Source organism: Nonomuraea coxensis DSM 45129, assembly GCF_019397265.1.
Classification (GTDB): Bacteria; Actinomycetota; Actinomycetes; order Streptosporangiales; family Streptosporangiaceae; genus Nonomuraea; species Nonomuraea coxensis.
In genome coordinates this window covers 425,546-452,383 of sequence record NZ_CP068985.1, presented here as the reverse complement: position 1 = coordinate 452,383, position 26,838 = coordinate 425,546, and the positions used below count along the sequence as shown (strand labels likewise).

At 69.9% G+C, this 26,838-nt stretch carries 28 protein-coding genes; 4 read left to right on the top strand and 24 right to left on the bottom strand.

Annotated elements, in window-relative coordinates; translation table 11 throughout:
• Positions 1-4: 4 nt before the first annotated feature.
• The 16 genes from nuoN to Nocox_RS02110 form a co-directional block, all read right to left on the bottom strand.
• Entirely contained in the window at positions 5-1,597 is a 1,593-nt protein-coding gene (gene nuoN, locus Nocox_RS02185; RefSeq protein WP_020542670.1) for an NADH-quinone oxidoreductase subunit NuoN, read from the bottom strand.
• Complete coding sequence (locus tag Nocox_RS02180) at positions 1,594-3,153, bottom strand: NADH-quinone oxidoreductase subunit M (protein ID WP_026214231.1); 1,560 nt, start codon at positions 3,151-3,153, stop codon at positions 1,594-1,596. Before Nocox_RS02180 ends, nuoN begins: the two co-directional genes overlap by 4 nt.
• On the bottom strand, positions 3,153-5,009 hold the full coding sequence (gene nuoL, locus Nocox_RS02175) for an NADH-quinone oxidoreductase subunit L (RefSeq protein ID WP_211212610.1): 1,857 nt from the start codon (positions 5,007-5,009) through the stop codon (positions 3,153-3,155). Before nuoL ends, Nocox_RS02180 begins: the two co-directional genes overlap by 1 nt.
• A 73-nt stretch (positions 5,010-5,082) precedes the next feature.
• Positions 5,083-5,328 (bottom strand): NADH-quinone oxidoreductase subunit NuoK, encoded by a 246-nt coding sequence (nuoK, locus tag Nocox_RS02170; protein ID WP_051112537.1) that lies wholly within the window; start codon positions 5,326-5,328, stop codon positions 5,083-5,085.
• 47 nt (positions 5,329-5,375) lie between these two features.
• Positions 5,376-6,188 (bottom strand): NADH-quinone oxidoreductase subunit J, encoded by an 813-nt coding sequence (locus Nocox_RS02165; protein ID WP_020542666.1) that lies wholly within the window; start codon positions 6,186-6,188, stop codon positions 5,376-5,378.
• The gene (gene nuoI / locus Nocox_RS02160) at positions 6,181-6,639 is read right to left on the bottom strand and encodes an NADH-quinone oxidoreductase subunit NuoI (protein ID WP_020542665.1); all 459 of its coding nucleotides are present in this window, start codon (positions 6,637-6,639) and stop codon (positions 6,181-6,183) included. The genes Nocox_RS02165 and nuoI overlap by 8 nt, the downstream gene beginning before the upstream one ends.
• Positions 6,640-6,682: 43 nt before the next feature.
• Positions 6,683-7,981, bottom strand: a complete 1,299-nt coding sequence (gene nuoH / locus Nocox_RS02155) for an NADH-quinone oxidoreductase subunit NuoH (protein ID WP_020542664.1) — start codon at positions 7,979-7,981, stop codon at positions 6,683-6,685.
• Positions 7,978-10,353, bottom strand: a complete 2,376-nt coding sequence (locus tag Nocox_RS02150) for an NADH-quinone oxidoreductase subunit G (protein WP_026214229.1) — start codon at positions 10,351-10,353, stop codon at positions 7,978-7,980. The genes nuoH and Nocox_RS02150 overlap by 4 nt, the downstream gene beginning before the upstream one ends.
• Positions 10,350-11,639 carry an NADH-quinone oxidoreductase subunit NuoF gene (gene nuoF / locus Nocox_RS02145; protein ID WP_020542662.1) on the bottom strand — a complete coding sequence of 430 codons (1,290 nt, stop codon included), beginning with the start codon at positions 11,637-11,639 and terminating at the stop codon, positions 10,350-10,352. Before nuoF ends, Nocox_RS02150 begins: the two co-directional genes overlap by 4 nt.
• Entirely contained in the window at positions 11,636-12,292 is a 657-nt protein-coding gene (nuoE, locus tag Nocox_RS02140; RefSeq protein WP_020542661.1) for an NADH-quinone oxidoreductase subunit NuoE, read from the bottom strand. Before nuoE ends, nuoF begins: the two co-directional genes overlap by 4 nt.
• Positions 12,289-13,617, bottom strand: coding sequence for an NADH-quinone oxidoreductase subunit D (locus Nocox_RS02135; protein WP_020542660.1), 1,329 nt, complete (start codon positions 13,615-13,617; stop codon positions 12,289-12,291). The genes nuoE and Nocox_RS02135 overlap by 4 nt, the downstream gene beginning before the upstream one ends.
• Positions 13,614-14,309, bottom strand: a complete 696-nt coding sequence (locus Nocox_RS02130) for an NADH-quinone oxidoreductase subunit C (RefSeq protein ID WP_020542659.1) — start codon at positions 14,307-14,309, stop codon at positions 13,614-13,616. The genes Nocox_RS02135 and Nocox_RS02130 overlap by 4 nt, the downstream gene beginning before the upstream one ends.
• Entirely contained in the window at positions 14,306-14,857 is a 552-nt protein-coding gene (locus Nocox_RS02125; RefSeq protein WP_020542658.1) for a NuoB/complex I 20 kDa subunit family protein, read from the bottom strand. Before Nocox_RS02125 ends, Nocox_RS02130 begins: the two co-directional genes overlap by 4 nt.
• Before the next feature lie 2 nt (positions 14,858-14,859).
• Complete coding sequence (locus Nocox_RS02120) at positions 14,860-15,255, bottom strand: NADH-quinone oxidoreductase subunit A (protein ID WP_020542657.1); 396 nt, start codon at positions 15,253-15,255, stop codon at positions 14,860-14,862.
• 64 nt (positions 15,256-15,319) lie between these two features.
• The gene (locus Nocox_RS02115; protein WP_020542656.1) at positions 15,320-16,573 is read right to left on the bottom strand and encodes a geranylgeranyl reductase family protein; all 1,254 of its coding nucleotides are present in this window, start codon (positions 16,571-16,573) and stop codon (positions 15,320-15,322) included.
• Positions 16,574-16,807: 234 nt separating this feature from the next.
• Positions 16,808-17,524 carry a demethylmenaquinone methyltransferase gene (locus Nocox_RS02110; RefSeq protein ID WP_026214228.1) on the bottom strand — a complete coding sequence of 239 codons (717 nt, stop codon included), beginning with the start codon at positions 17,522-17,524 and terminating at the stop codon, positions 16,808-16,810.
• Between the two features lie 78 nt (positions 17,525-17,602).
• Between Nocox_RS02110 and Nocox_RS02105 the strand changes: the two genes are divergently transcribed.
• Positions 17,603-18,823, top strand: coding sequence for an NHL repeat-containing protein (locus tag Nocox_RS02105; protein ID WP_026214227.1), 1,221 nt, complete (start codon positions 17,603-17,605; stop codon positions 18,821-18,823).
• Here the strand turns inward: Nocox_RS02105 and Nocox_RS02100 are convergent.
• Positions 18,820-19,038, bottom strand: coding sequence for a DUF4229 domain-containing protein (locus tag Nocox_RS02100; RefSeq protein ID WP_020542653.1), 219 nt, complete (start codon positions 19,036-19,038; stop codon positions 18,820-18,822). The two genes, Nocox_RS02105 and Nocox_RS02100, sit on opposite strands and share 4 nt — an antisense overlap.
• Before the next feature lie 257 nt (positions 19,039-19,295).
• Here Nocox_RS02100 and Nocox_RS02095 point away from each other — a divergent pair, with 257 nt between their 5' ends.
• The gene (locus tag Nocox_RS02095; RefSeq protein ID WP_026214226.1) at positions 19,296-19,517 is read left to right on the top strand and encodes a BldC family transcriptional regulator; all 222 of its coding nucleotides are present in this window, start codon (positions 19,296-19,298) and stop codon (positions 19,515-19,517) included.
• Between the two features lie 162 nt (positions 19,518-19,679).
• Here Nocox_RS02095 and Nocox_RS02090 read toward each other — a convergent pair whose 3' ends face one another.
• Together Nocox_RS02090 and Nocox_RS02085 are read right to left on the bottom strand one after the other, a co-directional pair.
• On the bottom strand, positions 19,680-19,922 hold the full coding sequence (locus Nocox_RS02090) for a hypothetical protein (RefSeq protein ID WP_020542652.1): 243 nt from the start codon (positions 19,920-19,922) through the stop codon (positions 19,680-19,682).
• Positions 19,923-19,933: 11 nt separating this feature from the next.
• Positions 19,934-20,938, bottom strand: a complete 1,005-nt coding sequence (locus Nocox_RS02085; RefSeq protein WP_020542651.1) for a hypothetical protein — start codon at positions 20,936-20,938, stop codon at positions 19,934-19,936.
• Between the two features lie 137 nt (positions 20,939-21,075).
• Between Nocox_RS02085 and Nocox_RS02080 the strand changes: the two genes are divergently transcribed.
• Positions 21,076-21,366, top strand: a complete 291-nt coding sequence (locus tag Nocox_RS02080; protein ID WP_020542650.1) for a PLD nuclease N-terminal domain-containing protein — start codon at positions 21,076-21,078, stop codon at positions 21,364-21,366.
• A gap of 34 nt (positions 21,367-21,400) precedes the next feature.
• On the opposite strand, the gene ccsB is transcribed toward Nocox_RS02080, so the two are convergent.
• From ccsB to Nocox_RS02055, 5 genes are all read right to left on the bottom strand, one after another.
• Entirely contained in the window at positions 21,401-22,384 is a 984-nt protein-coding gene (gene ccsB / locus Nocox_RS02075; RefSeq protein WP_020542649.1) for a c-type cytochrome biogenesis protein CcsB, read from the bottom strand.
• Positions 22,374-23,936, bottom strand: coding sequence for a cytochrome c biogenesis protein ResB (gene resB / locus Nocox_RS02070; protein ID WP_020542648.1), 1,563 nt, complete (start codon positions 23,934-23,936; stop codon positions 22,374-22,376). Before resB ends, ccsB begins: the two co-directional genes overlap by 11 nt.
• Positions 23,936-24,658, bottom strand: a complete 723-nt coding sequence (locus Nocox_RS02065; RefSeq protein WP_020542647.1) for a cytochrome c biogenesis CcdA family protein — start codon at positions 24,656-24,658, stop codon at positions 23,936-23,938. The genes resB and Nocox_RS02065 overlap by 1 nt, the downstream gene beginning before the upstream one ends.
• Positions 24,651-25,208 carry a TlpA family protein disulfide reductase gene (locus tag Nocox_RS02060; RefSeq protein ID WP_020542646.1) on the bottom strand — a complete coding sequence of 186 codons (558 nt, stop codon included), beginning with the start codon at positions 25,206-25,208 and terminating at the stop codon, positions 24,651-24,653. The genes Nocox_RS02065 and Nocox_RS02060 overlap by 8 nt, the downstream gene beginning before the upstream one ends.
• Before the next feature lie 86 nt (positions 25,209-25,294).
• A complete protein-coding gene (locus Nocox_RS02055; protein WP_033408801.1) occupies positions 25,295-25,933 on the bottom strand; it encodes a histidine phosphatase family protein in 639 nt (212 codons plus the stop codon).
• A gap of 43 nt (positions 25,934-25,976) precedes the next feature.
• Between Nocox_RS02055 and Nocox_RS02050 the strand changes: the two genes are divergently transcribed.
• Positions 25,977-26,834, top strand: a complete 858-nt coding sequence (locus tag Nocox_RS02050; RefSeq protein WP_026214225.1) for a DMT family transporter — start codon at positions 25,977-25,979, stop codon at positions 26,832-26,834.
• Positions 26,835-26,838: the final 4 nt, after the last annotated feature.

Below are 26,838 nucleotides of genomic sequence, written 5' to 3'. Positions count from 1 at the left end.
CCCCTTATCTAATGAACAGGCTGCTAGCAGCGTCGTTGGCGATACCGAGCACGGACTCCGGGTAGAGCCCCACTCCTACGGTAACCAGCAGCGAAACCGCGATGACCGCCACGGTCCCCGTACTGGGGACGGCGATCGCCGGGCCGTCGGCGGCGGGTTCGCTGAAGAACATCAGCACGATGACGCGGACGTAGAAGAACGCGGCCACCGCGGACGCGATCACGCCCACCACGACCAGGCCGGCCATCCAGCCGCCGATCGGGTCGCCGGGCTGCGTGCCGCTGTCGAGCGCGGCCGTGAACACGGCGTACTTGCCCATGAAGCCGCTGGTCAGCGGGATGCCCGCGAAGGCCAGCAGGAAGAAGGCGAACGTGCCGGCGAGCACCGGGGCCCGCTTGCCGAGCCCGGCCCACCGCGACAGGTGGCCGGCCTCGCCGCCCGGGTCGCGGATCAGCGTGACGACCGCGAACGCGCCAACCGTGGTGACGCCGTAGACCGCGAGGTAGAACAGGATCGCCTTGAGCGAGACCGCGTTCTGCTCGGCGGTGCCGAAGGTCGCCATCACGCCGATGAGCAGGAAGCCCGCGTGCGCGATCGACGAGTACGCCAGCATCCGCTTGATCTCGGTCTGCGTGATCGCCAGCACCGAGCCGACGATCATGGTCAGCGCCGCGATGACCCAGATGACCGGACGCCAGTCCCAGTCGAGGTTGCCGAGGCCGACCCAGAACACCCGCAGCACCGCGCCCACGGCCGCGACCAGCGTGCCGGAGGCCATGAGGGCGGTGATCGGGGTCGGGGCGCCCTGGTAGACGTCCGGCTTCCACGCCTGGAACGGGGCCGCGCCGATCTTGAAGAGCAGGCCCACGCCGAGCATGGCGAGACCGATCATCAGCAGTGGGTCGAGCCCGGACCCGGCCGACAGGGCCTGGTTGATGCCGGGCAGCGAGACGGTGCCCGCGAACCCGTAGACCATGGCGGTGCCGTACAGGAAGAACGCCGAGGAGAACGCGCCGAGCAGGAAGTACTTCATCGACGCCTCCTGCGACAGCAGGCGGCGCCGGCGGGCCAGGCCGCACAGCAGGTAGAGCGGCAGGGACATGACCTCGAGGGCCACGAACATCATCAGCAGGTCGTGCGCGGCCGGGAACAGCAGCATGCCGCCGACCGCGAACAGCACCAGCGGGTAGACCTCGGTGTGGCCGGAGCCGTTGTCGACGGACTCGGCGGCCTCCTCGTCGGCGCTGCCGGGCACGCTCGCGGCCGAGGCGACGAAGTGTCCCTCGTCGTTGATGAGCAGCACGCACACGAACGACAGGACGAGGATGACGCCCCAGAGGAACAGCGACGGGCCGTCCACGGCCAGCGCCCCCATGGCGGAGGGGGCGGTGGACACCTGGCCGCGCAGCACCTGCACCAGCACCAGCGCGAACGCGCCGGCCAGGCTCAGCAGGGTGAGCGGCACGTGGATGGACTTGCGCAGGTAGCGCGGCGCGAACGCCTCGACGAGCACGCCGATGATGGCCGCGCCGAACACGATCAGCAGCGGCGCCAGTGTGCCGTACTCGATCGTGGGTGCGTCAATGGCGGGGTTCACTGACCTGTCCCCTTCTCAGCGATGGTGGAGACCGGCACCTGCACGTTGGTCAGCGTCTGGTGCACGGACGGGTTGATCACGTCGAGCAGCGGCTTCGGGAAGAAGCCGAACCCGATGATCAGCGCGACGAGCGGGGCCAGGACCCAGATCTCGCGGGCGTTGAGGTCCTTGAACGCCTTGACCGGCTCGGCGGTCGGCCCGTTCATGGTCCGCTGGACCATCCACAGGATGTAGACGGCGGCGAGGATGACGGCGACCGCCGAGATCACCGCGGCGGCGGTCAGGGCGCCGGAGCCGTGGGCCTGGCTCTCGTACGTCCCGATCATGACCATGAACTCGCTGACGAAGGACGACAGGCCCGGCAGCGAGAGCCCGGCGAGACCGGCGACCAGGAAGAAGCCGGCCAGCACCGGGGCCACCCGCTGCACGCCGCCGTAGTCGCCGATGAACGGCGAGCCGCGCCGCGCGATGAGGAAGCCCGCCGCGAGGAACAGCGCGCCGGTGGCGAAGCCGTGGTTGACCATGTAGAGGGCGGCGCCGGACGACGCCGTGGACGACATGGCGAACACGCCCAGCACGATGAAGCCGAAGTGCGAGATCGACGTGTACGCGATGAGGCGCTTCATGTCGGTCTGCCCGATGGCGACGATCGCGCCGTAGATGATGCTGATGACCGCCAGCACCACGATCGGCATCGTGAACGCCTTGGCGGCGTCGGGGAACAGCTCCAGGCAGAAGCGCAGCATGCCGAACGTGCCGACCTTGTCCAGCACGCCGACCAGCAGCACCGCGGCGCCGGCCGGGGCCTGGGCCGCCGCGTCGGGCAGCCAGGTGTGCACCGGCCAGAGCGGCGCCTTGATGGCGAAGGCGATGAAGAAGCCGCCGAACAGCCACTTCTGCATGGTCGGGTCCTGGATGGCCCCGACGAGCTCCGGGAACATGAACGTGGACTTGCCGGCCACGACGTAGAGCCCGATGACCGCGACCAGCATGAGCAGGCCGCCGAAGAGCGAGTACAGCAGGAACTTCACGGCCGCGTAGGACCGCTGGGCGCCGCCGTACGACCCGATCATGAAGTACATCGGGATGAGCATGGCCTCGAAGAACACGTAGAAGAGGAAGATGTCGGTCGCCGCGAAGACGCCGATCATCATCGTCTCCAGCACCAGCAGCAGCGAGAAGTACGTCTTCACCGACCGCTTGGGCGTGATGAGCGTGCCGTCGGCGGTCTTCACGCCGTCGGCGTCGTGCCAGGAGGCCAGCACCACGATCGGCACCAGCACCGCCGACAGGGCGATGAGCACCAGGGCCACGCCGTCGACGCCGACCCCGAACTTCACGCCGAAGCTCGGGATCCAGTTGTAGGCGGCGGTGAACTGGAAGCGGTCGCCGTCGGGGTCGAACCCGGCCGCCATGACGCCCGTGAGCACCAGCACCGCAAGCGAGACCAGCAGCGTGACCTGCTTGGCCAGCTTGTCGCTGCCCTTGGGGAGCAGGGCCACCACGATGGCGCCCACCACGGGCACCGCCATGAGTATCGGAAGCCAGGGTGACATCAGATGGTCCCAACGAGGAGCAGGGCGCCGGTCAGCAGGGCGGCACCGATGAAGATGGACAACGCGTACGTCCTGGCGAAGCCCGTCTGGATCCGCCGGAGGCGGCCGGAGCTGCCGCCGATGCCGGCGGCCAGGCCGTTGACCAGGCCGTCGATGCCGCGGTTGTCGAAGAACACCGCGAGGCGGGTCAGCCACTGGCCGGGACGCATGAACAGCGACTCGTTGATCGCGTCGCCGTAGAGGTCACGGCGGGCGAACGTGGTGAGGAACGAGCCGCGCGGCTGCACGGCGGGCACCTCGGCCCGGCCGTAGCGCATCCAGGCGAAGACCGCGCCGACCGCGACGAGCGCGAGCGTGACCAGACCCGGGGTGGAGAACGGCGCGAAGTGCGGCGTCTCGGCCACCGAGCCGCCGACCGCCGGGATCAGGAACTGGTACAGCGTCCCGCCCAGCACCAGCCACGCGCCGAGGCCCAGCGCGCCCAGCGACAGCACCATGAGCGGCACCGTCATGACGGCCGGGGACTCGTGCGGGTGGGCGTCGTCCGCCCACCGCTTCTGCCCGAAGAAGGTCATGAAGACCATCCGCGACATGTAGAAGCCGGTGATGCCCGCGCCGAGCACGGCCAGCCAGCCGAGGACCGGCGCGTGGTGCACCGCGGTCTCGATGATGCCGTCCTTGGTGAAGTAGCCGGACAGCAGCGGGAAGCCGATGATCGCGAGGTAGCCGATGAAGAACGTGACGAACGTGACCGGCATGAACTTGCGCAGTCCGCCGTACTTCCGCATGTTGACCTCGTCGTTCATGCCGTGCATGACCGAGCCGGCGCCGAGGAAGAGGTCGGCCTTGAAGAAGCCGTGCGTGATGAGGTGGCCGATGGCGAAGGCGTAGCCCGCCGGGCCGAGGCCCGCGCCGAGCATCATGTAGCCGATCTGCGACATCGTCGAGCCGGCCAGCCCCTTCTTGATGTCGTCCTTCGCGCAACCGATGATGGCGCCGGCGAGCAGCGTGGCCGCGCCGACGATGGTGACGGCCAGGGCCGCCCCCGACCCCTCGGGGAAGAAGAACGCGCCGGAGCGGACCACCAGGTAGACGCCCGCGGTGACCATGGTCGCGGCGTGGATGAGGGCCGAGACCGGGGTCGGGCCCTCCATCGCGTCGAGGAGCCAGGACTGCAGCGGGAGCTGGGCGGACTTGCCGCACGCGCCGAGCAGGAGCAGCAGGCCGATGGCGAGCATGACGCCGTCGGAGGCGCCGGCCTCGCCGATCTTGCCGTAGAGGTCCTTGAAGGCGAGCGTGCCGAACGTCGTCCAGATGACGAACATGCCGACCAGCAGGCCGAAGTCGCCGACGCGGTTGACGACGAACGCCTTCTTCGCCGCGACCGCCGCCGACGGCTTGAACTGCCAGAAGCCGATGAGCAGGTAGGACGCCAGGCCGACACCCTCCCAGCCGATGAACAGCCCGACGTAGTTGTCGGCCAGCACCAGCAGGAGCATGGCCGAGACGAACAGGTTGAGGTAGCCGAAGAACCTCCGCCGGTGCTCGTCGTGCGCCATGTAGCCGATCGAGTAGATGTGGATCAGCGAGCCCACACCGGTGATCAGCAGCGCGAAGCTGATCGACAGCGGGTCGATCAGCAGCCCCATCTTCAGGTCGAGGTTGGGGATGAACTCATACAGCTCGACCGCGCGGCGGCGCTCGCTCGCACCGAACCCGATCAGCTCGAAGAACGCCAGCACCGCCACGACGAACGAGGCGAGGGACATGGCCACGCCCAGCAGATGGCCCCAGCGGTCGGTCAGCTTGTTGAACACCAGCAGGATGAACGCCCCGACCAGCGGGAGGGCGATCATCAGCCAGGCGTTGCCGATCACGCCGCCGGTGTGCTGGGTGATCTGAGCGATTTCAGACTCCACCAGTCACCTCTTAGTACTTCAGCAGGTTGGCGTCGTCGACGGACGCGGACCTGCGGGTTCGGAAGATCGTCACGATGATGGCCAGGCCGACCACGACCTCGGCCGCGGCCACCACCATCACGAAGAACGCGATGATCTGGCCCTCCAGGTTGCCGACCTGCCTGGAGAAGGTGACGAAGGCGAGGTTGCAGGCGTTGAGCATGAGCTCGACGCACATGAACACCACGATCGCGTTGCGCCTGATCAGCACGCCCATGGCGCCGATGGCGAACAGCAGGCCGGACAGGACGAGGTAGTGCGTGGTCACTTGGTCACCTCACTGCCGTGCTCGGTCGCGTCCTGCTCGGCCTCCGTGGGCGCCTCGTCCTGCTCGGCCGTGTGCTTGAGGGCCTCGGCGAGCCTGGGGTCGGCGGGAAGGCGGTCGTGCTCGACGTCGTAGCGGGCGATGTAGCGGTTGACGGAGGTCTCGGCCACCGACCCGTCGGGCAGCAGCGCCGGCATGTCGATGGCGTTGTTCCTGGCGTACGTGCCCGGCCCCGGCAGCGGGGACGGGTGGTCGCCCTGGAAGCGAGCCTTGGACAGGTCCTTCTGCGTCGGCTTCTCGACCAGCCGCTCGCGGTGCGCGAGCACCATCGCGGCCAGCGCCGCCGTGATGAGCAGCGCCGAGGTGATCTCGAAGGCGAAGACGTACTTCGTGAACAGCGCGAGCGCGATCGAGCGGACGTAGCCGGCCGAGCCGGCGGTGGCCTGCTGGAGGCCGGCTTCCGGGGCGAAGACCGCGTTGCCGACGGCCACGACGATCAGCGTGCCGAAGCCGAGCGCCGCGAGGACCGCCCAGAAGCGCTGCCCCTTGAGCGTCTCGACGAAGGAGTCGGAGGAGTCGACGCCGACGAGCATGAGCACGAACAGGAACAGCATCATGATCGCGCCGGTGTAGACGATGATCTGCACCGCGGCCAGGAACGGCGCGTCCTGCACCGCGTACAGGACCGCGAGGCTGAGCATCACCGTGCCGAGCATCAGCGCGGAGTAGACGGCCTTCCGGTTGAAGACCATGCCGAGCGCCGCGCCGACGGAGACCACGGCGAGCACCCAGAACGTGATGGTCTCACCCATTGGTCCGCCCCAGCCGGTAGTAGTCCTCTTCGGTCTCACCGAGCCGCATGGGGTGCGGCGGCTGCTCCATGCCCTGGGTCAGCGGCGCGAGCAACATCTCCTTGGTGTAGATGAGGCTCTCGCGGCTGGTGTCGGCGAGCTCGTACTCGTTGGTCATGGTGAGCGCCCGGGTCGGGCACGCCTCGATGCAGAGGCCGCACAGGATGCACCGCAGATAGTTGATCTGGTAGGTGCGCCCGTAGCGCTCGCCCGGGGAGAACCGCTCCTCCTCGGTGTTGTCCGCGCCCTCGACGTAGATCGCGTCGGCCGGACACGCCCAGGCGCACAGCTCGCACCCGACGCACTTCTCCAGCCCGTCCGGCCAGCGGTTGAGCTGGTGACGCCCGTGGAAGCGCGGAGCCGTCGGCTTCTTCTCCTCCGGGTAGTTCGTCGTGACGGGCTTCTTGAACATCGTGTGGAAGGTGACCCCGAAGCCCTTGACGGGGTTCAGCCAATCAGTTAGTCCCACTGGGAATCTCCTTGTGCTGCACCCCGTGGTAGTGCGGAAGATCGAGCGGCGGCACCGGGAAGCCACCTGCCGCGGGCTCGTTGGACAGTTGCTCGAACTCGGCGTCGACCTCGGCCTTCCTGGCTTCCTTGCGCCGCTGGTTGACGGTGTCGAACCGCATCCAGATGGCCAGCGCGCCGACCACGATGACCACGCCCAGCGCGACACCGATCATCCGGTTGTCCTCGTTGACCACCACGTTGCGCACCGCGGCCACGAGGAGGATCCAGGCCAGGTTGACCGGGATGAGCACCTTCCAGCCCAGCGACATGAGCTGGTCGTAGCGCACGCGCGGCAGCGAGGCGCGCACCCACACGATGAAGCAGAAGGTCAGCACGAACTTGATGAAGAACCACAGCACCGGCATCCAGCCGGTGTGCGCCCACGTCCAGTCCATCGGCAGCGGAGCCCGCCAGCCGCCGAGGAACAACGTCACGGCGATGCCGGAGGCGGTGAAGGTGTGGAGGTACTCGCCCATCATGATGAGCGCGAACTTCAGCGACGAGGAGTATTCGGTCTGGAAGCCGCCGACCAGCTCGCCCTCGCCCTCGGGCAGGTCGAACGGGATGCGGGCGGCCTCGCCGAACATGCAGACCACGTAGATGAGGAACGACGGGATCAGCAGGACGGCGTACCAGGTGTCGGCCTGCGCCTTGACGATCTCGGAGGTGGACAGCGTGCCGGCGAAGATGAACACCGCCACGAACGACAGGCCCATCGCGATCTCGTACGACACCACCTGGGCCGCCGAGCGCAGACCGCCGAGCAGCGCGTACGGCGAGCGCGACGACCAGCCGGCCAGCACCACGCCGTAGACGGACACCGCGCCCATGGCCAGCATGAACAGCACCGCCACCGGCAGGTCCACGAGCTGCAGCGGCGTCTGGACGCCGAACAGGTTGACCATCGGCGCGAACGGCACGATCGAGAAGGCCAGGAACGCGGGGATCACCATGATGACCGGGGCCAGCAGGTAGAGCACCTTGTCCACGGTCCGCGGGAACAGGTCCTCCTTGAGGCCCATCTTCAGTCCGTCGGCGACGGACTGCAGGAGGCCGAACTTGCCGGCCCGGTTGGGCCCGTAGCGGTGCTGCATCCTGGCGATCAGCTTGCGCTCGAACCAGACGCCGAACAGGATGCCCAGCATCAGGAAGGCGAACAGCATCACGGCCTTGATGATCGTGATCCACAGCGGGTCCTTGCCGAAGTCGGCGAGGGTGGGATCGGCCGCGAGAACGAGGGTCATGAGGCGCTCCCGATGGTGACGATGTCGCCGGCCACCGCGTGCAGGTCACGGGTGACCGAGCAGCCGCCGGAGTTCGCCGGCACCCAGACCACGCGGTCCGGCAGGTCGGCGACGCGCACGGGGAGGGTGACGTCGCCGCCCACCACCAGCTTGTCGCCGTCCACGACGCCCAGCTCGGCGGCCGTGCTCGCGGAGACCAGTGCTTCGGCGGGGCGGGCGGTGCCCGCCAGGTAAGGCTCGCCGTCCTGCAGCCTGCCCTCGTCGAGCAGCAGGTGCCAGGTCGCCAGCAGCGCCTCGCCGGCCGCGGGGGCCGCCTGGGCGCGGGTGGCGAGCTGCGGCGCGGGCACCCGGCTGCCGCGCCAGGAGCCCAGGGCGGACAGCTCGCGCCGGACCGCCTTGGCGTCCGGCAGGCCGAGGTGCACGTCCATGCGGTCGGCCAGGTTGCCGATCACGGCGAGGTCGCTCTGCAGGCCGGGGACCTTGAGCGGCGCGTCGAAGGTGCGGCCGCGGCCCTCCCAGTTGACGAACGTGCCGCTCTTCTCCTGGACGGCGGCGACCGGCAGGACCACGTCGGCGCGGTCGGTGACGGCGCTGGCGCGGATCTCCAGGCTGACGATGAACGGGGTGTTCTCCAGCGCGTCGAGCGCCGCCGCCGGGTCGGCCAGGTCGTACGGGTCCACACCCGCCACGACCAGCGCGTCCAGCTCGCCGTCGCGGGCGGCGGCGAGGATGCCGGCCGTGTCGCGGCCCGGCGTGGCGGGCAGCGAGGCGACGTTCCACACCCGGGCGACCTCGGCCCGCGCGCTCTCGTCGTCGACCGGGCGGCCGATCGGCAGCAGGTTGGGCAGCGCGCCGGCCTCGACGGCGCCGCGCTCACCGGCCCTGCGCGGCACCCAGGCGAGCCGGGCGCCGGTGGCGTTGGCCAGCCGGACCAGCGCCGACAGCGCGCCCGGCGTGGTGGCCAGGCGCTCGCCGGCCAGCACGATCGTGCCCTCGGGCAGCCGGCCGACCAGCTCGCCGATGGCGTCCGCCTCGGCGCCCGGCGCGGTCTGGACGAGCACGCCGCCCATCTTGACCAGGCCCGGGGTGGCGAACGGGGCGATCGAGCTGACCTTGAGGCCCTTCTTCAGCGCCGCCTTGCGCAGGCGCAGGAAGACGATCGGCGACTCCTCCTCGGGCTCGAACCCGACGAGCAGCACGTGCGGGGCGTTCTCGAGGTCGGCGTAGCTGATCTCGATGCCCTTGCCGGCGACCGCGTGGGCCAGGAACTGCGCCTCCTCGGCGGAGTGCGGCCTCGCGCGGAAGTCGACGTCGTTACTGGCGAGGGCGAGCCGGGCGAACTTGGCGTAGGCGTAGGCGTCCTCGACCGTGACCCGGCCGCCGACCAGCACGCCGGCCTTGCCGCGGGCCTTGGCGAGGCCCTCGGCGGCGACCGTCAGCGCCTCCGGCCACGAGGCGGGCACGAGCACGCCCTCCTCGTTGCGGACCAGCGGCGTCTTGAGCCGGTCGGGCTGCGTGGCGTAGCTGAACGCCCAGCGGCCCTTGTCGCAGTTCCATTCCTCGTTGACCTGCGGGTCGTTGCCCGCCAGGCGGCGGGTGACGCGGCCGCGCCGGTGGTCGGTGCGCAGGCTGCACCCGGAGGCGCAGTGCTCGCACGCGCTCGGCGTGGACACCAGGTCGAACGGGCGGGCCCGGAACCGGTAGGCGGCGCCGGTGAGCGCGCCCACCGGGCAGATCTGCACCGTGTTGCCCGAGAAGTAGGAGTTGAACGGCTTGCCGTCGGCCGTCCGCACCTGCTCCTTGGCCCCGCGCTCGAAGAACTCGATGAGCGGGTCGCCGGCGATCTGGTCGGAGAAGCGGATGCAGCGCGCGCACTGGACGCAGCGCTCGCGGTCCAGCAGCACCTGCGTGGACAGCGGCAGCGGCTTGGGGAACGTGCGCTTCTGCTCCTGGAAGCGGGACTCGCCGCGGCCGTTGGACATCGCCTGGTTCTGCAGGGGGCACTCGCCGCCCTTGTCGCAGACCGGGCAGTCGAGCGGGTGGTTGAGCAGCAGGAACTCCATCGCGGCCCGCTGCGCCTTCTCCGCGACCGGCGAGGTGAGCTGGGTCTGCACGACCATGCCCTCGGCGACCTCGATCGCGCACGACGGCTGCGGCTTGGGGAAGCCGCGGCCGTTGCCCGCGTCGGGGATGTCGACCAGGCACTGGCGGCAGTTGGCCGCCGGGTCGAGGAGCGGGTGGTCGCAGAACCTCGGGATCTGGATGCCCAGCAGCTCGGCGGCCCTGATGATCAGAGTGCCCTTGGGGACACTGACCTGGAACCCGTCGATGGTCAGGGTCACCAGGTTCGTTTCTGTCTCTACGACGGTCACTGCTCACCCCAGAGAGTGGACTTCTTCGGGTCGAACGGGCAGCCGCCGATCTCGAAGTGCTTGAGGTACTCCTCGCGGAAGTACTTCACCGAGGAGTGGATCGGGCTCGTCGCCCCGTCGCCGAGGGCGCAGAACGCGCGGCCCAGGATGTTGTCCGCGATGTCGGTGATCGTGCTGAGGTCCTCCTCGGTGCCCTGGCCCTTCTCCAGGCGCTTCAGCACCAGCTTGAGCCAGTAGGTGCCCTCGCGGCACGGCGTGCACTTGCCGCACGACTCGTGCGCGTAGAACTCCGTCCACCGCAGCACGGTGCGGACCACGCAGGTCGTCTCGTCGAAGATCTGCAGGGCCCGGGTGCCGAGCATCGAGCCCTTCGCGCCGACCCCTTCGAAGTCGAGCGGCACGTCGAGGTGCTCGTCGGTGAAGATCGGCGTGGAGGAGCCGCCGGGCGTCCAGAACTTGATCTGGTGCCCGGCCCTGATGCCGCCCGCCATGTCGAGCAGCTCGCGCAGCGTGATGCCGAGCGGGGCCTCGTACTGGCCGGGCCTGGTCACGTGGCCGCTGAGCGAGAAGATGCCGAAGCCCTTGGACTTCTCGGTGCCCATGCCGGCGAACCAGTCGGCGCCGTTGGCGATGATCGAGGGAACAGACGCGATCGACTCGACGTTGTTGACCACGGTAGGCGAGGCGTAGAGGCCCGCCACGGCGGGGAACGGGGGCTTGAGCCGAGGTTGACCTCTGAAGCCCTCCAGCGAGTCGAGCAGCGCGGTCTCCTCGCCGCAGATGTAGGCGCCGGCGCCGCTGTGCACCACCAGCTCCAGGTCGAAGCCCGAGCCGAGGATGTCGGTGCCGAGATAGCCCTTCTCGTACGCCTCCCGCACGGCCGCGTGCAGCCGCCGGATGACGTGCAGCACCTCGCCCCGCACGTAGATGAAGGCGTGGCGGGCCCGGATCGCGTAGGCCGTGATGATGATGCCCTCGACCAGCGCGTGCGGGTTGGCCATCATGAGCGGGATGTCCTTGCAGGTGCCCGGCTCCGACTCGTCGGCGTTGACGACGAGGTAGTGCGGCTTGCCGTCGCCCTGCGGGATGAAGCCCCACTTCATGCCGGTGGGGAAGCCCGCGCCGCCGCGGCCGCGCAGGCCGGAGTCCTTGACGGCCTGGATGACGGCGTCGGGGTCCATGCCGAGCGCCTTCTTGGCCGCCGCGTACTCGCCGTAGACGTCGAGGGTGTAGGAGTCGGGCCGGTCCCAGTTAGCGGTCAGGACCGGGGTCAGCGTGGTCGTCATGCCTCCGGGGCCTTCCATCCGTTGGCCTTGGCCACCTTCAGGCCCTCAAGGGAGGGGCCGGCGGCCGACGGGCCCTCGCCCGCGAGGTCGTCCGGCAGGCCCGCGAGCACCCGCGAGGCCTCCTTGAAGGTGCACAGCTTCTTCGGGCCGCGCGTGGGCGCCACGTCCTTGCCGGCGCGCAGGTCGTCCACGAGCTGCTTGGCCGACTCGGGCGTCTGGTTGTCGAAGAACTCCCAGTTGACCATCATGACGGGCGCGAAGTCGCAGGCGGCGTTGCACTCCAGCCGCTCCAGGGAGATCCTGCCGTCGCCGGTGGTCTCCTCGTGGCCCACGCCGACGTGCTCGGAGAGCTGCTCCCAGATCTCGTCGCCGCCCATGACCGCGCACAGCGCGTTGATGCACACGCCGACGTGGTAGTCGCCGGCGGGCCTGCGCTTGTACATGGTGTAGAAGGTCGCGACGCCCGTGACCTCGGCCTTGCTGATGCCGAGCATCTCGGCGCAGAACTCCTGGCCGTCGTCGGAGACGTAGCCGTCCTCGGACTGCACGAGGTGGAGCAGCGGCAGCAGGGCCGACCGCGTCTTCGGGTAACGGCCGATGATCTCCTTGGCGTCTCGTTCGAGACGCTCGCGGATTTCCGGCGAGTACGTCACCGGTCCACACCTCCCATGACGGGGTCGATAGAAGCCACCGCGGCGATCACGTCGGCGACCTGGCCGCCCTCCGCCATGGCGGGGAAGCTCTGCAGGTTGCAGAAGGACGGCTCGCGGAAGTGCACGCGGTAGGGGCGGGTGCCGCCGTCGCTCACCACGTGGGCGCCGAGCTCGCCCTTGGGCGACTCGATGCTGGCGTACGCCTGCCCGGCCGGCACCCGGAAGCCCTCGGTGACCAGCTTGAAGTGGTGGATGAGCGCCTCCATCGAGGAGCCCATGATGTGGGCGATGTGGTCGGGCGAGTTGCCGAACCCGTCGGGGCCGAGCGCGAGCTGCGCCGGCCAGCCGATCTTCTTGTCCTCGATCATCACGGGCTGGCCCTTGAGCTCGGGGCCGGCGATCCGGTCGAGCGCCTGCTCGATGATCTTGAGGGACTCCTCCATCTCCTTCATGCGGACGAGGTAGCGCGAGTAGACGTCGCAGCCGCGCTCGGTCGCGACGTCGAACTCGTAGGTCTCGTAACCGCAGTAGGGCTGCGACTTGCGCAGGTCCCACGGGAGGCCGGCGGCCCGCAGGATGGGCCCGGTGACGCCGAGCGCCATGCAGCCGGTCAGGTCGAGGTAGGCCACGTCCTTTGTGCGGCGCACGTAGACGGGGTTCTCGTCGAGGAGCTTGCGGATGTCCTTGATCCGCTTGGGCATCTCCTTCAGGAACTCGCCGACCTTGTCCACCGCGCCGGCCGGCAGGTCCACGCTGACGCCGCCGGGGCGGACGTAGGCGTGGTTCATGCGCAGACCCGTGATGTACTCGAACAGGTCCATGACCATCTCGCGGTCACGGTAGCCGAACAGGAACGGCGTGGTCGCGCCGAGCTCCATGCCGAACGTGCCCATGGCCACCAGGTGCGAGGCGATGCGGTTGAGCTCCATCATCATCACGCGGATGGCCTGCGCCCGCGCCGGGACGCGGTCGGTGATGCCGAGCAGCTTCTCGACGCCCAGGCAGTAGGCGGTCTCGTTGAAGATCGGCGAGAGGTAGTCCATGCGGGTGACGAACGTGGTGCCCTGCGTCCACGTCCGGTATTCCATGTTCTTCTCGATGCCGGTGTGCAGGTAGCCGATGACGCCGCGCGCCTCGGTCACCGTCTCGCCGTCGAGCGTGAGGACCAGGCGGAGCACCCCGTGCGTGGACGGGTGCTGCGGGCCCATGTTGACGACCAGCCGCTCTTCCTCGGAGTCGCGGACGCCGGTGACCACCTGGTCCCAGTCGGCTCCGGTGACCGAGTAGACCTTGCCCTCGGTCGCCTCGTCGTAAGACGTGCTCACGAGTAGTACCTCCTCCGGTCCGGCGAGGGGATGGTGGCGCCGCGGTACTCGACCGGGATGCCGCCCAGCGGATAGTCCTTGCGCTGCGGGTGGCCGTCCCAGTCGTCCGGCATCATGATCCGGGTGAGCCCGGGGTGGCCGTCGAAGACGATGCCGAAGAAGTCGTACGTCTCCCGCTCGTGCCAGTCGTGACCAGGGTAGACGCTGACCGTGGATGGAATGTGCGGGTCGGCGTCCGGGCAGGCGACCTCCAGCCGCACCCGCCGGTTGTGGGTGATCGAGCACAGGTGGTAGACGGCGTGCAGTTCCTCGCCCGCGAGGTGCGGGTAGTGGACGCCGGAGACGCCGAGCGACAGCTCGAAGCGGAGCGACGGCTCGTCGCGCATCTTCCTGCACACCTCGACGATGCGCTCGCGCTTGACGTGCAGGGTCAGCTCGCCGCGGTCGACGACCACGCGCTCGATCGCGTCGTCGAGCGCCAGGGCGTCGACGACCTCGTCGAAGTAGCCGCCGTACGGGCGGGGCGTGGACAGCTGCGGCGCGCGGCGCACGACGAGGCCGCCGTAGCCGGAGGTGTCGCCGGAGTCCTGGGCGCCGAACATGCCGCGCCTGGCGACCGGCGGCTCCTGTGCCGCGGGCACCTCGGGCACCTGCGCGTCGGGGACCTCGGGGAGGTTGTCGGGCGAGGTCACTTCGCTGCCCCCTGGTCGATCACCGGCAGCGTACGCAGCGCCTGCAGTTCGAGCTCGTCGATCTGCTTGGCGCGGTGCGCGCCGAACTTCATGTTCTGGATCTTGTCGTGCAGCTTCACGATGGCGTCGATGAGCATCTCGGGCCGCGGCGGGCAGCCGGGCAGGTAGATGTCGACCGGCACGACGTGGTCGACGCCCTGGACGATCGCGTAGTTGTTGAACATGCCGCCGCTGGAGGCGCACACGCCCATCGCGATGACCCACTTGGGCTCGGCCATCTGGTCGTAGATCTGCCGCAGCACCGGCGCCATCTTCTGCGAGACGCGGCCGGCGACGATCATGAGGTCGGCCTGCCGGGGAGACGCCGAAGCGCGCTCCATGCCGAAGCGCGCCAGGTCGTAGTGGGGGCCACCGGTGGCCATCAGCTCGATGGCGCAACAGGCGAGGCCGAAGGTGGCCGGCCACACGGAGTTCTTGCGCGCCCATCCGGCCGCCGCCTCGACGGTGCTGAGGATGAAGCCGCTGGGGAGTTTTTCTTCAAGTCCCATTTTCAGTCCCAGTCCAGACCCTTGCGGCGCCACACGTACGCGTAGGCGACGAGCACGGTGACGATGAACAGGAGCATCTCCACCAGGGCGAACAGCCCGAGCCCCGGCATGATCACCTGGCCCGCGTCGTTGCGCAGCGGCGCGAAGGAGACCGCCCACGGGTAAAGGAAGATGATCTCGATGTCGAACACGATGAAGAGCATCGCGGTGACCATGTACTTGAGCGGGAACCGTCCGCCACCGACGGGCTGGGGCGTCGGCTCGATGCCGCATTCATAGGCGTCAAGCTTGGCGCGGTTCCAGCGCTTGGGGCCGGTGAAGGGAGCGATGGCGACCGAGAAGATCGCGAAGCCCCCCGCGAGAACGGCGAGCACCAGGATGGGCACGTAAAGGTCCATCGCTACGCCTCCTCCGGAGTCGCCGCGCGCGCGGGCGCGCAGCCGGATCTGTTGATTGCGGGATTCATGCTGGTGGGGCGACCTTCGAGAGAGCGTTGATGATCAGGTCTGACGCATCGCCTCGCCGGTCGGTGAGATTACCAAGGAGTTTGATGGCGAAGCGCATCAGCCTCGGGTGTGGCAGCCCGTGCCTGGTCCCGAAGCTCATCACTCCTGGCTTCCCGATCGCCTCGACGAACCATCTGCCGAGCGTGAAGTATCCGCCGTAGGCGTCCTTCAGCGTCCGAGGATAGGTGCGGAGCGTGCGCTCCTGCTGCGCGGGGGTGGTGCCCTTGAGCGACTTGGCGATGACCTCGGCGGCGATCTCGCCGGTCTCCATCGCGTAGGCGATGCCCTCGCCGTTGAACGGGTTGATCGACCCGCCCGAGTCGCCCACGAGCACCAGGCCGCGCGTGTAGTGGGGCTGCCGGTTGAAGGCCATCGGGAGCGCGGCGCCGCGGATGGGGGCCGTCATGTTCTCCTCGGTGAACTCCCAGTCGGCCGGCATGGCCTTGCACCAGCGGCGCAGCAGGTCGCGGTAGTCGAGGTTCTTGAACTGGGCGCTGGTGTTGAGCAGCCCGAGCCCGACGTTCGCGGTGCCGTCGCCGACGCCGAAGATCCAGCCGTAGCCGGGCAGCAGCGTGTCGCCGTCCCAGAGCTCCAGCCAGATCTCCAGGTAGTCGTCGTCGTGGCGGGGGCTCTGGAAGTAGGTGCGCACGGCCACGCCCATCGGGCGGTCGTCGCGCTTGTGCAGGCCCATCCCGAGCGCGAGCCGGGTGCTGTTGCCGTCGGCGGCGACGACCACGCGGCTGCGGAAGACGCGCCCGTCCTTGGTGCGCACGCCGACGATGTGGCCGCTGCGGTCGTCGAGCACGGGCTCGGTGACGGTGACGCCCTCCATGAGGCGTACGCCGTTCTTGACCGCGTTGGCGGCGACGATCTCGTCGAAGTCCTGGCGGGTGCGGACGAGGCCGAAGTCGGGGAAGCGTTCGAGCTGTGGCCAGTCGAGCTCGAAGCGGTGGCCGCCGCCGACGACGCGCAGGCCCTTGTTCCTGATCCAGCCGGGGGCGTCGACGTCGACGCCCATGTTCAGCAACTGCTTGACCGCACGGGGGGTCAGGCCGTCGCCGCAGACCTTCTCGCGCGGGAACCTGGTCTTCTCCAGGAGCAGCACGTCGAGACCGGCCTGGGCGAGGTAAAAGGCGGTTGCGGAACCGGCGGGACCGGCGCCGACGACGATGACGTCGGCGTCAGCCTGAGTGGCTGGTGGCACGGTCACTGGACTGTCCTGTCCTACACACGCGAAGGCTCGGGGTGTGGCGCCTTCGTTCCTTTGTGAACCCCTTCACAAACTTGTCGGCCCGCAGTCTACTGCTTTTCGGGTACATAGTGGCAGTCGGGGACCCGTTCTGTGATCCTTGGGGATCGCGTGTCGGGCGTGACCGGCGGGACCTCGACCGGACAAAAACTGGCGGTCACCACTATTCCTGAAAATTTCGTGTCATCCTGCCGGTCAGGCCGCCTTGAAAGCCCGGTGCATCGCCACGATGCCCATCGTCAGATTGCGCCAGGCCACCCGCTCCCAGCCGGCCCGCTGGATGGTGCTCGCCAGGGTGGGCTGGTCCGGCCAGGCGCGGATCGACTCGGCGAGATATTCGTAGGAGTCGTCGTTGGAGCCGACGACCTTGGCCATCCTGGGCAGCATCCGCATGAGATATTCGCGGTAGACCAGGTCGAACGCCGGCACCGTGACGTGCGAGAACTCCAGGACCACCAGCCGGCCGCCCGGCTTCGTCACCCGGAGCATCTCGCGCAGCCCCGCCTCGGTGTCGTGGACGTTGCGCAGGGCCACCGAGATCGTCACCGCGTCGAAGGAGTCGTCGGCGAAGGGCAGCCGCATCGCGTCGCCGGCGATGAAGGGGATCCCCTCCCCGCTCAGCGCGTTGCCGCCGTGGCGGCGCACGCCGGTGCTCAGCATGCCGAACGAGAAGTCGCAGGCGATGGCGCGGGCGCCGAGCGTGGTGAAGGTGTCGGTGGAGGTGCCGGTGCCCGCGCCCAGGTCGAGCACGACCTCGCCGGGGCCCGCGTCCACGGCGGCGGCCACCGCCCTGCGCCAGAGCCTGACCTGCCCGAGGGAGATCACGTCGTTGACGAGGTCGTAGCGCCGGGCGGTGCGATCGAACATCGCGGCGACCTCGTCCGGCTGCTTGTCCAACTGAGCGCGCGTCATGCGGGAAAGCTTATGGCTATCGGGACAATCAACGGAAAGTAACTATGTCCTCACCGAGAGTCTGCTAGTGGTTGAGGAATGCTTGTTCGTCTCGCCCTCGCGGCGATCATCGCTTCGGCCCCGGCCGCCCACGGTCCTGTCGCTCAGGCCCGCGTGGTGTCGGCCGACCCGGTCGACCACACGCCCCACGTCCTCGACGGCATCGTCAACGCCATCGCCGTCGTCGGCCGCACCGTCGTGGTCGGCGGCTCCTTCAGCGAGGTGAGCGACGCCGCCCGCAAGGAGGTCCTGGCGCGCGACAACCTGTTCGCCTTCGACCTGCCGACCGGCCGCGTGCTGCGGAACTTCGTCCCGAAGGTCACCGGCCCGGTCCACGGCCTGGCCGCCGGCGACGGGAACACCGTCTACGTCGGCGGCGACTTCTACGGCGTCAACTACAACCGCGCCAACGGCCTGGTACGGCTCCGCCTCACGGACGGCGCCCGGGTGACCGGCTTTGCGCCCGACATCGTGGGCGGCTCGGTGAACACCCTCGTCAGGCAGGGCGGCAGCCTCTACGTCGGCGGCGACTTCACCGGCCCGCGCGAGGCCCTGGCCCGCCTCGACGCCACCACGGGCGCCGCCGACCCCGGCTTCACGATCACGCCGGGCAAACCGCTGACGCCCAAGCTGAAGGTGCACGCGCTGGCGCTGGCCGGCGGCCGGCTGGCGGTGGACGGCTCGTTCACCACGCTCGACGGTCAGTCACGGCCGCAGCTCGGGCTGATCGACGTGTCAGGCCCGACGGCCAGGCTCGCGCCGTGGCGGACCGATGCCTACGCCCGCAAGTGCGGCAACCCGTTCCCCTCGTACGTGCGCGGCCTCGACTTCTCCCCTGACGGCCGCTATTTCGTGGTGGTCACCACCGGCGGCGCCGTGGGCGGGATCTGCGACACCGCGGCCCGCTTCGAGACCTTCGCCAAGGGCTCGGCCATCCGCCCCACCTGGGTCAACGCGACGGGCGGCGACTCGCTCTACGCGGTCGCGGTGACGGGGGCCGCGGTGTACGTGGGCGGCCACCAGCGCTGGCTGGACAATCCGCAGGGACGCGACACGGCCGGCCCAGGAGCGGTCGCGCGGCCGGGCATCGGCGCCATTCATCCGAGCACCGGAAAGGCGCTCGCCTGGAATCCCACGCGGGAGCGCGGCATCGGCGTGAAGGCGTTTTCCGCGCAACCTGCCGGCCTACTTGTCGGTAGCGACACAACGAAGCTCGGACGGGAGTACCATGCCCGGATTGGCATGTTCCCCCTGTCCTAGTCGTCCTGCGGCTTCGGCCGGTCGAGCTTGTCGCTGATTCGTGCGCTCATGGCGTCACGCTGCCTGGACAGCAGGACATAGCTGGCCACTCCACTGATCAAGAACGACGCCAGCAGGAGTATCAGCGGGTTTTGCAGGCCGAGCAGCCACAGGAGGGCGAGCGTCACGCCGAACAGGCCGGCGCGGCTGAGGGTGTATACGACAACGGGATGCACAGCTTCGAGGTTACTCGGGCTTGTCCCCCGGTCGCTCTTCGCATCGGGCGCGAGCGCTGCTACTGTTCCCAGTTAGGGAGTTTCGTAAAGAAACACCCACGAGAGCCCCAAAGAGGCTCTATCATATAACAATCGGGCAGTCAGCTGATAACAACCCGTGATCTTCTCCGAAAACCACGGATAAATCAGGCTTCGCTCGACACACTGGTTACCTGTCCGCCCGCTGGCAGGAAGCGGGATGCGAGGGGGAGAGATTGGTGGAGAGTAGCAGCGAGCGTCTGCTGACCCCAGGAGAGGTTGCCGCCCTCTTCCGGGTAGACCCAAAGACGGTTACGCGCTGGGCTGCGGCAGGCCGCATCAGCAGTATCCGCACCCCCGGAGGGCACCGGCGCTTCCGCGAGTCGGAAGTCCACGCCCTTCTCCGAGGCGAGGACGTACTCACGGCCGACAGGCCGGCAGGGGAGTCCCCGCGCGTCTGACGTTCCGTCAAGACGGTGATCCTGCGATCCGGCAGGGTCACCGCCTTCGGGACCCGAGGTTCGCGTGCTTCCGGGCCCACTTCCGTACGGCAAGCACGGGGCGGCGCCAACCGCCGACCGTGGCTGGCGCCTGTCCGACGGCCCCGCGGGGGCGGCCTCGGCTCAGCCGTCGTCCTGCTGCGCCTTGAACGCCAGGAACTCGCGCTCCAGCTCGTCGTTCTCCGCCCGCCAGCGCTCACGGCGCGACTCCAGCTCCTCCTCCGTCAGCGACTCGGCCAGCCACCGCTCGTAGTCCGGATCGCCGGGCCGCAGCTCCGCGTAGGCGTTGCCGATCAGCCGCCCGTCCTCGCTGGCCAGGCTCTGCGGCACGCGCACGGTGCCGTCCGCGAGCCGGATGACGTACATGAGCGAGTCTCCTAGATTCCGTAGCGCCGGTTGAAGAACAGCATGACGTCCAACGCCATCCGCGTGTCACCCCCGAGCATGTCGACCAGCGCGGGACGCTGCCGGGAGGCGATGGCGGCGAAGGCGTCGGCGAAGAACTCCTTGCGGCCGAGCCCGCCGCCCTGGCGGTGGAAGGCGGAGGCCAGGATGGGGCGGGCCTTGTCGTAGAGGCGGACGAACTCCGGCGAGTCCGACACCCAGGCTCCGTAGGCGGAGTCGATGTCGTCGATGGCGTGGCCGACCTCGTGCATCATCACGTCGGGCGTCGGCGATGGACGGTCGCCGACGACGATCTTCCTGTCGCCGTACGCGCCGGCGCAGATGTCCCAGGTGGCGCGGCCGGAGGGTAACGGGGCGCCGCGCAGGTAGCCCATGTCGTCGAGCTCGGGGACGCCGCCCGGGCCGACGTAGATGCCCTCCAGGCCGGCCGCCAGCTTCTCCTTGAGCCGGTCGGGCAGCCGGGCCAGGCTCTCCACGGCGCGGACGACGTCGGGCGGCGGCGGGCCGAGCCTGGCGTCCCACTGGCGGTGCAGGATCGACTCCAGCTTCCCGCAGTGGCGCAGGCCGTCGCCGAGGGACGGGGCGTCGGGGCGGTGCGGCTCGGCGCGCGGCGGGCGGTCGTCGAGCTCGAAGTCGTCCCACGTGTAGCGGGGACGTTCGAGGACGGAGGCGGACAGCCGCTCGTGGCGCTCACGGACCGTGAAGCCGTCCCAGCTCCGCCGGCCGGGCGGCTGGTCGGCGCCGGGCCAGGAGCGCCGTTCCGGCCGCTCAGCGCCCGGCCTGCGGCTCCGCGTGGCGTCCTCGGGCCTCCGGCCCTCCGCGGGCGTCTCCGGGGCCTCTGCGGGCCTCTCGCGCGCGCCGGACCAGAAGGAACGGTCCGCGCCGGTCGGCGCCTCGGCCTTCCGGGAGAACAGGTACGACCCGCGCCGCCACCAGCGGCCGCGGCGATGCCGGCCCTTGTCCTGAGAAAAGGCCATCGCACCCCTCAACGCCCGAGGAACCCCGTGAGTTCCACCGTTTTCGGCTTCCACCGTACGACGGGGATCTTCCGCTAGTCACCCGAAATGGGACATCGGGAAGCACGATCACGTCGCGGATGGCTTACAGTTCGGGCATGGCAGGTGTTCTGATCGGACTGGCGCTGCTGGCCTTCTGGCTCTTCTCGCTCTTCGACGTCGTCACTACCCCAGAGGATGAGGTCAGGAACGTACCAAAGACACTGTGGATCATGGTGGTCGTGCTGATCCCCCTGGTCGGCGGCCTCATCTGGATGGCGCGCGGCCGTCCGAGGGCCGAGCGGCAGGCATGGCCGGTCTCCCCCGGTCCCGGCATGCCGAAGGGCCCCGACGACGACCCCGACTTCCTGCGCGACCTCGACCGGCGCATGCGGGGCGACGAGCACTGACGCGGCCCCGGCTCGGGAGCCGGGGCCGGCCTGATCAGACGTCGGCGTAGCTGTGCATGCCGCCGACGAAGATGTTGACGCCGATCAGGTTGAACAGCAGGCAGGCGAACGCCACGAGCTGCACGACCGTGGCCGCCTTCCCCTTCCAGCCGGCCGTCACCTTGGCGTGCAGGTAGGCCGCGTAGGCCACCCACGTGATGAACGACCAGACCTCCTTGGGGTCCCAGCCCCAGTAGCGGCCCCACGCGCGGTCGGCCCACAGCGCGCCCGCGATCACCGCGAACGTCCACAGCGGGAAGGCGAACACGATCGCCCGGTGCGCCACCCGCTCCAGGTCCTCACGGGAGGGCAGGCGCGACATCCCGTCGCCGCGCACCAGATAGAGCACGCCCGCGACGCCCGCCATCGCGAACAGCCCGCTCGCGATGATCGCCGCCGACACATGGATGGCGATCCAGTACGAGTTCAGCGCCGGCACCACGGGCCCCGCGGCGGTGTAGAACACCTTGACCGCCAGGCCCAGCCCGAGCGCGGCCGTCACCATGACGAAGGCGCCGAGGAAACGCACGTTGTGGCGGAGCTGGGTGAGCAGGAACGCCGTGACGGCGGCGAAGCAGAGCGCCACGACGAACTCGTACATGTTGCCCCAGGGCCAGCGGCTCACGGCGAAGCCGCGGGTCACGATGGCGGCGAGGTTGGCGGCCCAGCCGAGCCAGGCCAGCGCCAGCCCGGCCGTCCCGGCCCGGACCGCCAGCCGCGACGGCGGGGCGGCCTCCTCGGCCACGGGGCCGTCGGCGGGCTCGGCGGTCTCCTCGGCGACGCCGTCGCCGGCGCCTCCTGAGGCGCCGACCGTGACGACCTGCCTGGCCGGCCGGGCGGTCACCCGCCCGGCCTTCTTCCCGGCGACGTAGCGGCCGAAGGCCAGCTCCGTCGCGAAGGCGATCATCGCGAGGACGTAGAGCAGGACCGCGGCGAGGACGGCGAGGTCGCTCAGCTCGGCGAGTTGCTCAGCGGACATCTTTCTCTCCTGCTGATAGAACCTTGACGATGTCGGCGAACTCCTCGGCGAAGCCCGCCGCGGAGCCCTCGGTACGGGTGAGGCCACCGACCTCGACCGTTTCGCCCTTGACCCGGACGAACACCCGCCGCCGCCTGATCAGCAGCGACGCCGCGATGGACACGACCGCGAGGCCGGCGAACACCAGCGCGGGCAGCCGTCCCGGGTCGTAGGCGACCTGCAGCGTCATCCACTGCTTGACGCCGGTGAACTCCAGCTTGCCCGCCCCGCCGGGCAGCTCGACCGACTGCCCGACCGCGAGCGGCTTGGGCACCGCGGTGCCCATCAGCAGCGGCTTGAGCTTCTTCAACGTCTCCGGCGGGGCCAGCTCGTAGACCGACTGCGGCTGCCCGTTGCGCAGCCCGAGGTCGCCGGAGAAGGCCCCGAGGAGCTGCACCTCGGGGTTGAGCTCGCCGGGGAAGGCGGAGGCGTGGGTGCCGTCGGTGAGCGGCACGCTGGTCGGCAGGAACCGCAGCAGGAAGCCGAGCTGCGACGGCTGCGCGTCGGGGGCCTTGACCACGCAGCCCGAGGTCATCGTGGCCTTGTCCTCGATCAGGCAGGGCACAGGGCCCTCGTAGGCGACCTGCCCCTTGCCGTCGGTGACCCTGAAGACGGGCGCGTAGCCGTTGCCGATGAGGTAGGTCTGCGTGCCGTCGATCTCCAGCGGCGTGTTGACCTTGAGCTCGACGTCGCGGGCGGGCGCGTCCGGCGTGTCGTTGACCGTGAGGTGGCCGGTGTAGTCGAGGGCCTGCCCCCGCTTCTCGCCGGCGACCTGGTAGGAGACGGTGAAGTCGTCGAGCCGCAGCGTGAACGGCTGCAGGGACTCGGCCGACACCTGGCTGCCCGGCATGAACCGGTCGTAGGCGGCCACGGTGTTGGCGAAGCCGTCGCCCTCGACGACGAGCACGTTGCCGCGGTAGCCGTAGAGCGAGCCGGCGCCGATCGCGAGCAGGATGCCGAGCAGCGCGACGTGGAAGAACAGGTTGCCGGTCTCGCGCAGGTAGCCCTTCTCGGCCGAGACCCAGCCGTCGCCGGTGACCACCCGGAAGCGCAGCCCGCGCAGCCGCCTCGCGGCCTCCTCCAGGCTCGGCCCGCCGTCGATGACGGCCGCGTGCGGCAGCTTCGTGACGTTCTTCGGCGCGGCGGGCGGCTTGCGGCGCAGCTCGCGCGCATAGGTCAGGGCGCGCGGGACGACACAGCCGATGAGCGAGGTGAACAGCAGCAGGTAGATCGCGGCGAACCAGGTGGAGCTGAAGACCTCGAAGAGCTGGAGGCGGTCGTACCACTCGGCGAGGGCGGGGCTCTCGTCGTAGAGGCGGGCGACCTTGTCGGGGTCGACGCCGCGCTGCGGGATCAGCGAGCCGGGCACCGAGCCGAGCGCCAGCAGGAACAGCAGGATCAGCGCGGTCTTCATCGAGGTGAGCGTGCGCCACGCCCACCGCAGCCACCCCGCGGCTCCGAGCCCGGCCTGCTTCCCGGGCGAACTCTCGCGCTCCAGCTCCCGCACGCTCATCAGATCACCGGCTCGAACGCGCCGATCACGCCCTGCATGGCCGCGATCATCTCCCCCCACAGACCGGTCACCAGCAGCACGCCGACGGCCACCATCATCCCGCCGCCGATCCTCGTGATCAGGCGCGAGTGCCTGCGGATGGCGCGGAACGTGCGGAGCGCCCTGCTGTAGGCGAGCGCCGCCCCCACGAACGGCAGCCCGAGGCCGAGCGCGTACGCGACGGCCAGCAGGGCGCCGCGCGAGGCGCTGCCCTCGTTGAGCCCGAGCGTCAGCACCACGGCCAGCGTCGGCCCGATGCACGGCGTCCAGCCGAGCCCGAACACCACGCCGAGCAGCGGCGCCCCCGCCAGCCCGGCCGCCGGGAGCCGGTGGATGCGCACGTCGCGCATGAGCCCCGGGATCACGCCCAGGAACGCCAGCCCGAGCACGATGGTCAGCACCCCGAGCACCCGCGTGATGACCTCGGCGTGGCCCAGCATGACGGAGCCGAGCCCGCCGAACAGCGCCCCGCTGAGCACGAACACGAGCCCGAACCCGGCCACGAACAGCGCCGCCCCGAGCACCAGCCGCCCCCTCCGGGGGTCGGCGCTCATGCCCGTGACGTACGACAGGTAGCCGGGCACCAGCGGCAGCACGCACGGCGACAGGAACGACACCACGCCCGCGAGCACCGCGATCGGCACGGCGAGCAGCAGCGAGCCCGAGGCGACGACGTCATTCATCGCGGACCTTGGTGACGGTGTCCATGAGGTCGGTGTACTTGACCGCGCCGAGCGCGCGGGCGGCGATGCGGCCCTGCTTGTCGATGATCAGCGTGGACGGGATGGCCGCGGGCGGCACCGTGCCCTGGAAGGCGAGCGCGACCTTGCCCGGCTGGTCGAAGATCGACGGGTAGCCGGGCTGCTCGGTGCGCTCGAAGGCGAGCGCGTCGGCCTGCCTGTCCTTGAAGTCGACGCCGACGAACTCGACGCCGGTGCCCTTGGTCTTGGCCGCGACCTCCTTGAGCACCGGCGCCTCGGCCCGGCAGGGCCCGCACCAGGACGCCCAGAAGTTGAGCACGACGACCTTGCCCTTGTGCGCCGTCAGCGAGGCGGTGCCGCCGTCGAGGGTCGGGCCCTCGACGGCCGGGGCGGGCTTGCGGTCGGCGGCGGCGAACACCTGCATCTTGCCGTCACCGGCGACGAACCGGGTGTCGCCCGCCTCCGGCTGGCCACTCTGGTTGCCGGCACACCCCCCGGCCAGCAGGGCCAGGAGGACGAGGGAGAGTGGCATGGCGCGCACGGAGGAAGATCTCCTTGTACTACAACCGGTAGAGCTTGCAACTCTACCGGTGGGACCGGGCGATCCGGACATCGGGCTCAGGCGCCCGGCACGGACGGCCCGGTGTCCAGCGACCCGGCCGGCTCGCTGTAGCCGATGCTGACGAGCCGGTCACCGTCGAAGGTGAGGGTCGTGAGGCTGGCCAGCGCGCACTGCCGGCGGCGCGGGTCGTGCCAGAGCCTGCGGCCCTCGGCCGCCATCCTGATCGACCAGATCGGCAGCTGGTGGCTGACGAGCACGGTCTCGTGCCCGCGCGCCGCCGCCCGCGCGTCGTCGATCATCGACTTCATCCGCCGCACGATCACCGGGTAGGGCTCGCCCCAGGACGGGCGCATCGGGTTCCAGAAGTAGCGGTAGTTGCGCCAGTCGCGGAACAGCCCCACCCCCTGGGCGACGGGCCGGCCCTCCAGCATGTTGCCCGCTTCGAGGAGGCGCTCGTCCTGCCGGACCTCCAGCCCGAGCTTGGCGGCGAGCGGGGCCGCGGTCTCCAGCGCGCGCTCCAGCGGCGAGCTGTAGAGGGCGACGATGTCACGGCCGCCGACCGCCTTGGCGACCGTCTCGGCCATGAGGTGACCTGTCTCGGACAGGTGGTAGCCGGGCAGCCTGCCGTAGAGGATGCCCTTCGGGTTGTGCACCTCACCGTGGCGCAGAAGGTGGACGACGGTCGTTTCAGCCATGGTGGGCACAGCCTATCGGCTCACCCCGGGATAGGGTCCCCGGGTGAGTCCATGGGCCCTGCTCCTCGTGCTCGTCGCCGCCTTCGCCCACGCCACCTGGAACCTTCTGAGCAAGCGCTCCGCCCAGGCCGACGGCGTCGTCTTCGTCTGGCTCGTGGCGGTGGCCGCCACGGTGCTGTGGGCGCCGCTGTTCGCCGGCTACCTGGTGGTGACGGGCGGCGTGCCGTCCTGGACGGACCTCGCGGTGATCTGCGGCAGCACGGCCCTGCACATGGGCTACTTCCTGCTGCTCCAGCGCGGGTACGGCATCGGCGACCTGTCCATGGTCTACCCGGTGGCGCGCGGCACGGGGCCGATGCTGGCGAGCCTGGTGGCGGTGCTGTTCCTGGGCGAGCGGCCGACGCCGGCCAACGTGGCGGGGATCGTGCTGGTCGGCGTGGGCGTGTTCCTGCTGGGCCGGGGCAGGGGCCGCGCGGACCTGCGCTCGGTGGCGCCCGGCCTGGTCGTCGGCCTGTTCATCGCCGGGTACACGGTGTGGGACTCCCAGGTGGTGGGGCCTTTCGGAGTCGCGCCGCTCGTGCTCATCTACCTGGGCGAGGTCGGGCGGGCGCTGGTGCTGGCGCCGGTCGTGCTGGCGACCCGGCGGGAGCTGGTCGCGCCGGTGTGGCGGGCGCACCGGTGGCGGATCGGCTGGGCGGCGGTGCTGATCTTCGTGTCGTACCTGCTGGTGCTGGTCGCGTTCACGATGGCGCCGGTGACGGTGGTCGCGCCCGCGAGGGAGATCAGCGTGCTGATCGCCGTGGTGCTGGGCGGGCGGCTGCTGGCCGAGGGCGATCTCCCGCGCCGGCTGCTGGCGTCGGGGGTGATCCTGGGCGGCGTCGTGGCGATCGCCCTGAGCTAGTCGT

Bases quoted from the DNA above. Each gene is read 5' to 3' on its own strand.
- nuoF (WP_020542662.1), bottom strand. From the start codon at position 11,639: ATGACGACCACGCTGACCCCGGTCCTGACCGCTAACTGGGACCGGCCC.
- Nocox_RS02080 (WP_020542650.1), top strand. From the start codon at position 21,076: ATGGCAGGTGTTCTGATCGGACTGGCGCTGCTGGCCTTCTGGCTCTTC.
- Nocox_RS02060 (WP_020542646.1), bottom strand. From the start codon at position 25,208: ATGCCACTCTCCCTCGTCCTCCTGGCCCTGCTGGCCGGGGGGTGTGCC.
- Nocox_RS02120 (WP_020542657.1), bottom strand. From the start codon at position 15,255: ATGGACCTTTACGTGCCCATCCTGGTGCTCGCCGTTCTCGCGGGGGGC.
- Nocox_RS02065 (WP_020542647.1), bottom strand. From the start codon at position 24,658: ATGAATGACGTCGTCGCCTCGGGCTCGCTGCTGCTCGCCGTGCCGATC.
- Nocox_RS02085 (WP_020542651.1), bottom strand. From the start codon at position 20,938: ATGGCCTTTTCTCAGGACAAGGGCCGGCATCGCCGCGGCCGCTGGTGG.
- Nocox_RS02165 (WP_020542666.1), bottom strand. From the start codon at position 6,188: ATGGGTGAGACCATCACGTTCTGGGTGCTCGCCGTGGTCTCCGTCGGC.
- Nocox_RS02055 (WP_033408801.1), bottom strand. From the start codon at position 25,933: ATGGCTGAAACGACCGTCGTCCACCTTCTGCGCCACGGTGAGGTGCAC.
- Nocox_RS02125 (WP_020542658.1), bottom strand. From the start codon at position 14,857: ATGGGACTTGAAGAAAAACTCCCCAGCGGCTTCATCCTCAGCACCGTC.
- resB (WP_020542648.1), bottom strand. From the start codon at position 23,936: ATGAGCGTGCGGGAGCTGGAGCGCGAGAGTTCGCCCGGGAAGCAGGCC.
- Nocox_RS02090 (WP_020542652.1), bottom strand. From the start codon at position 19,922: ATGTACGTCATCCGGCTCGCGGACGGCACCGTGCGCGTGCCGCAGAGC.
- nuoL (WP_211212610.1), bottom strand. From the start codon at position 5,009: ATGATCGCCCTCCCGCTGGTCGGGGCGTTCATCCTGCTGGTGTTCAAC.
- nuoK (WP_051112537.1), bottom strand. From the start codon at position 5,328: ATGGGCGTGCTGATCAGGCGCAACGCGATCGTGGTGTTCATGTGCGTC.
- nuoI (WP_020542665.1), bottom strand. From the start codon at position 6,639: ATGTTCAAGAAGCCCGTCACGACGAACTACCCGGAGGAGAAGAAGCCG.
- Nocox_RS02180 (WP_026214231.1), bottom strand. From the start codon at position 3,153: ATGTCACCCTGGCTTCCGATACTCATGGCGGTGCCCGTGGTGGGCGCC.
- nuoH (WP_020542664.1), bottom strand. From the start codon at position 7,981: ATGACCCTCGTTCTCGCGGCCGATCCCACCCTCGCCGACTTCGGCAAG.
- ccsB (WP_020542649.1), bottom strand. From the start codon at position 22,384: ATGTCCGCTGAGCAACTCGCCGAGCTGAGCGACCTCGCCGTCCTCGCC.
- Nocox_RS02105 (WP_026214227.1), top strand. From the start codon at position 17,603: ATGCTTGTTCGTCTCGCCCTCGCGGCGATCATCGCTTCGGCCCCGGCC.
- Nocox_RS02110 (WP_026214228.1), bottom strand. From the start codon at position 17,524: ATGACGCGCGCTCAGTTGGACAAGCAGCCGGACGAGGTCGCCGCGATG.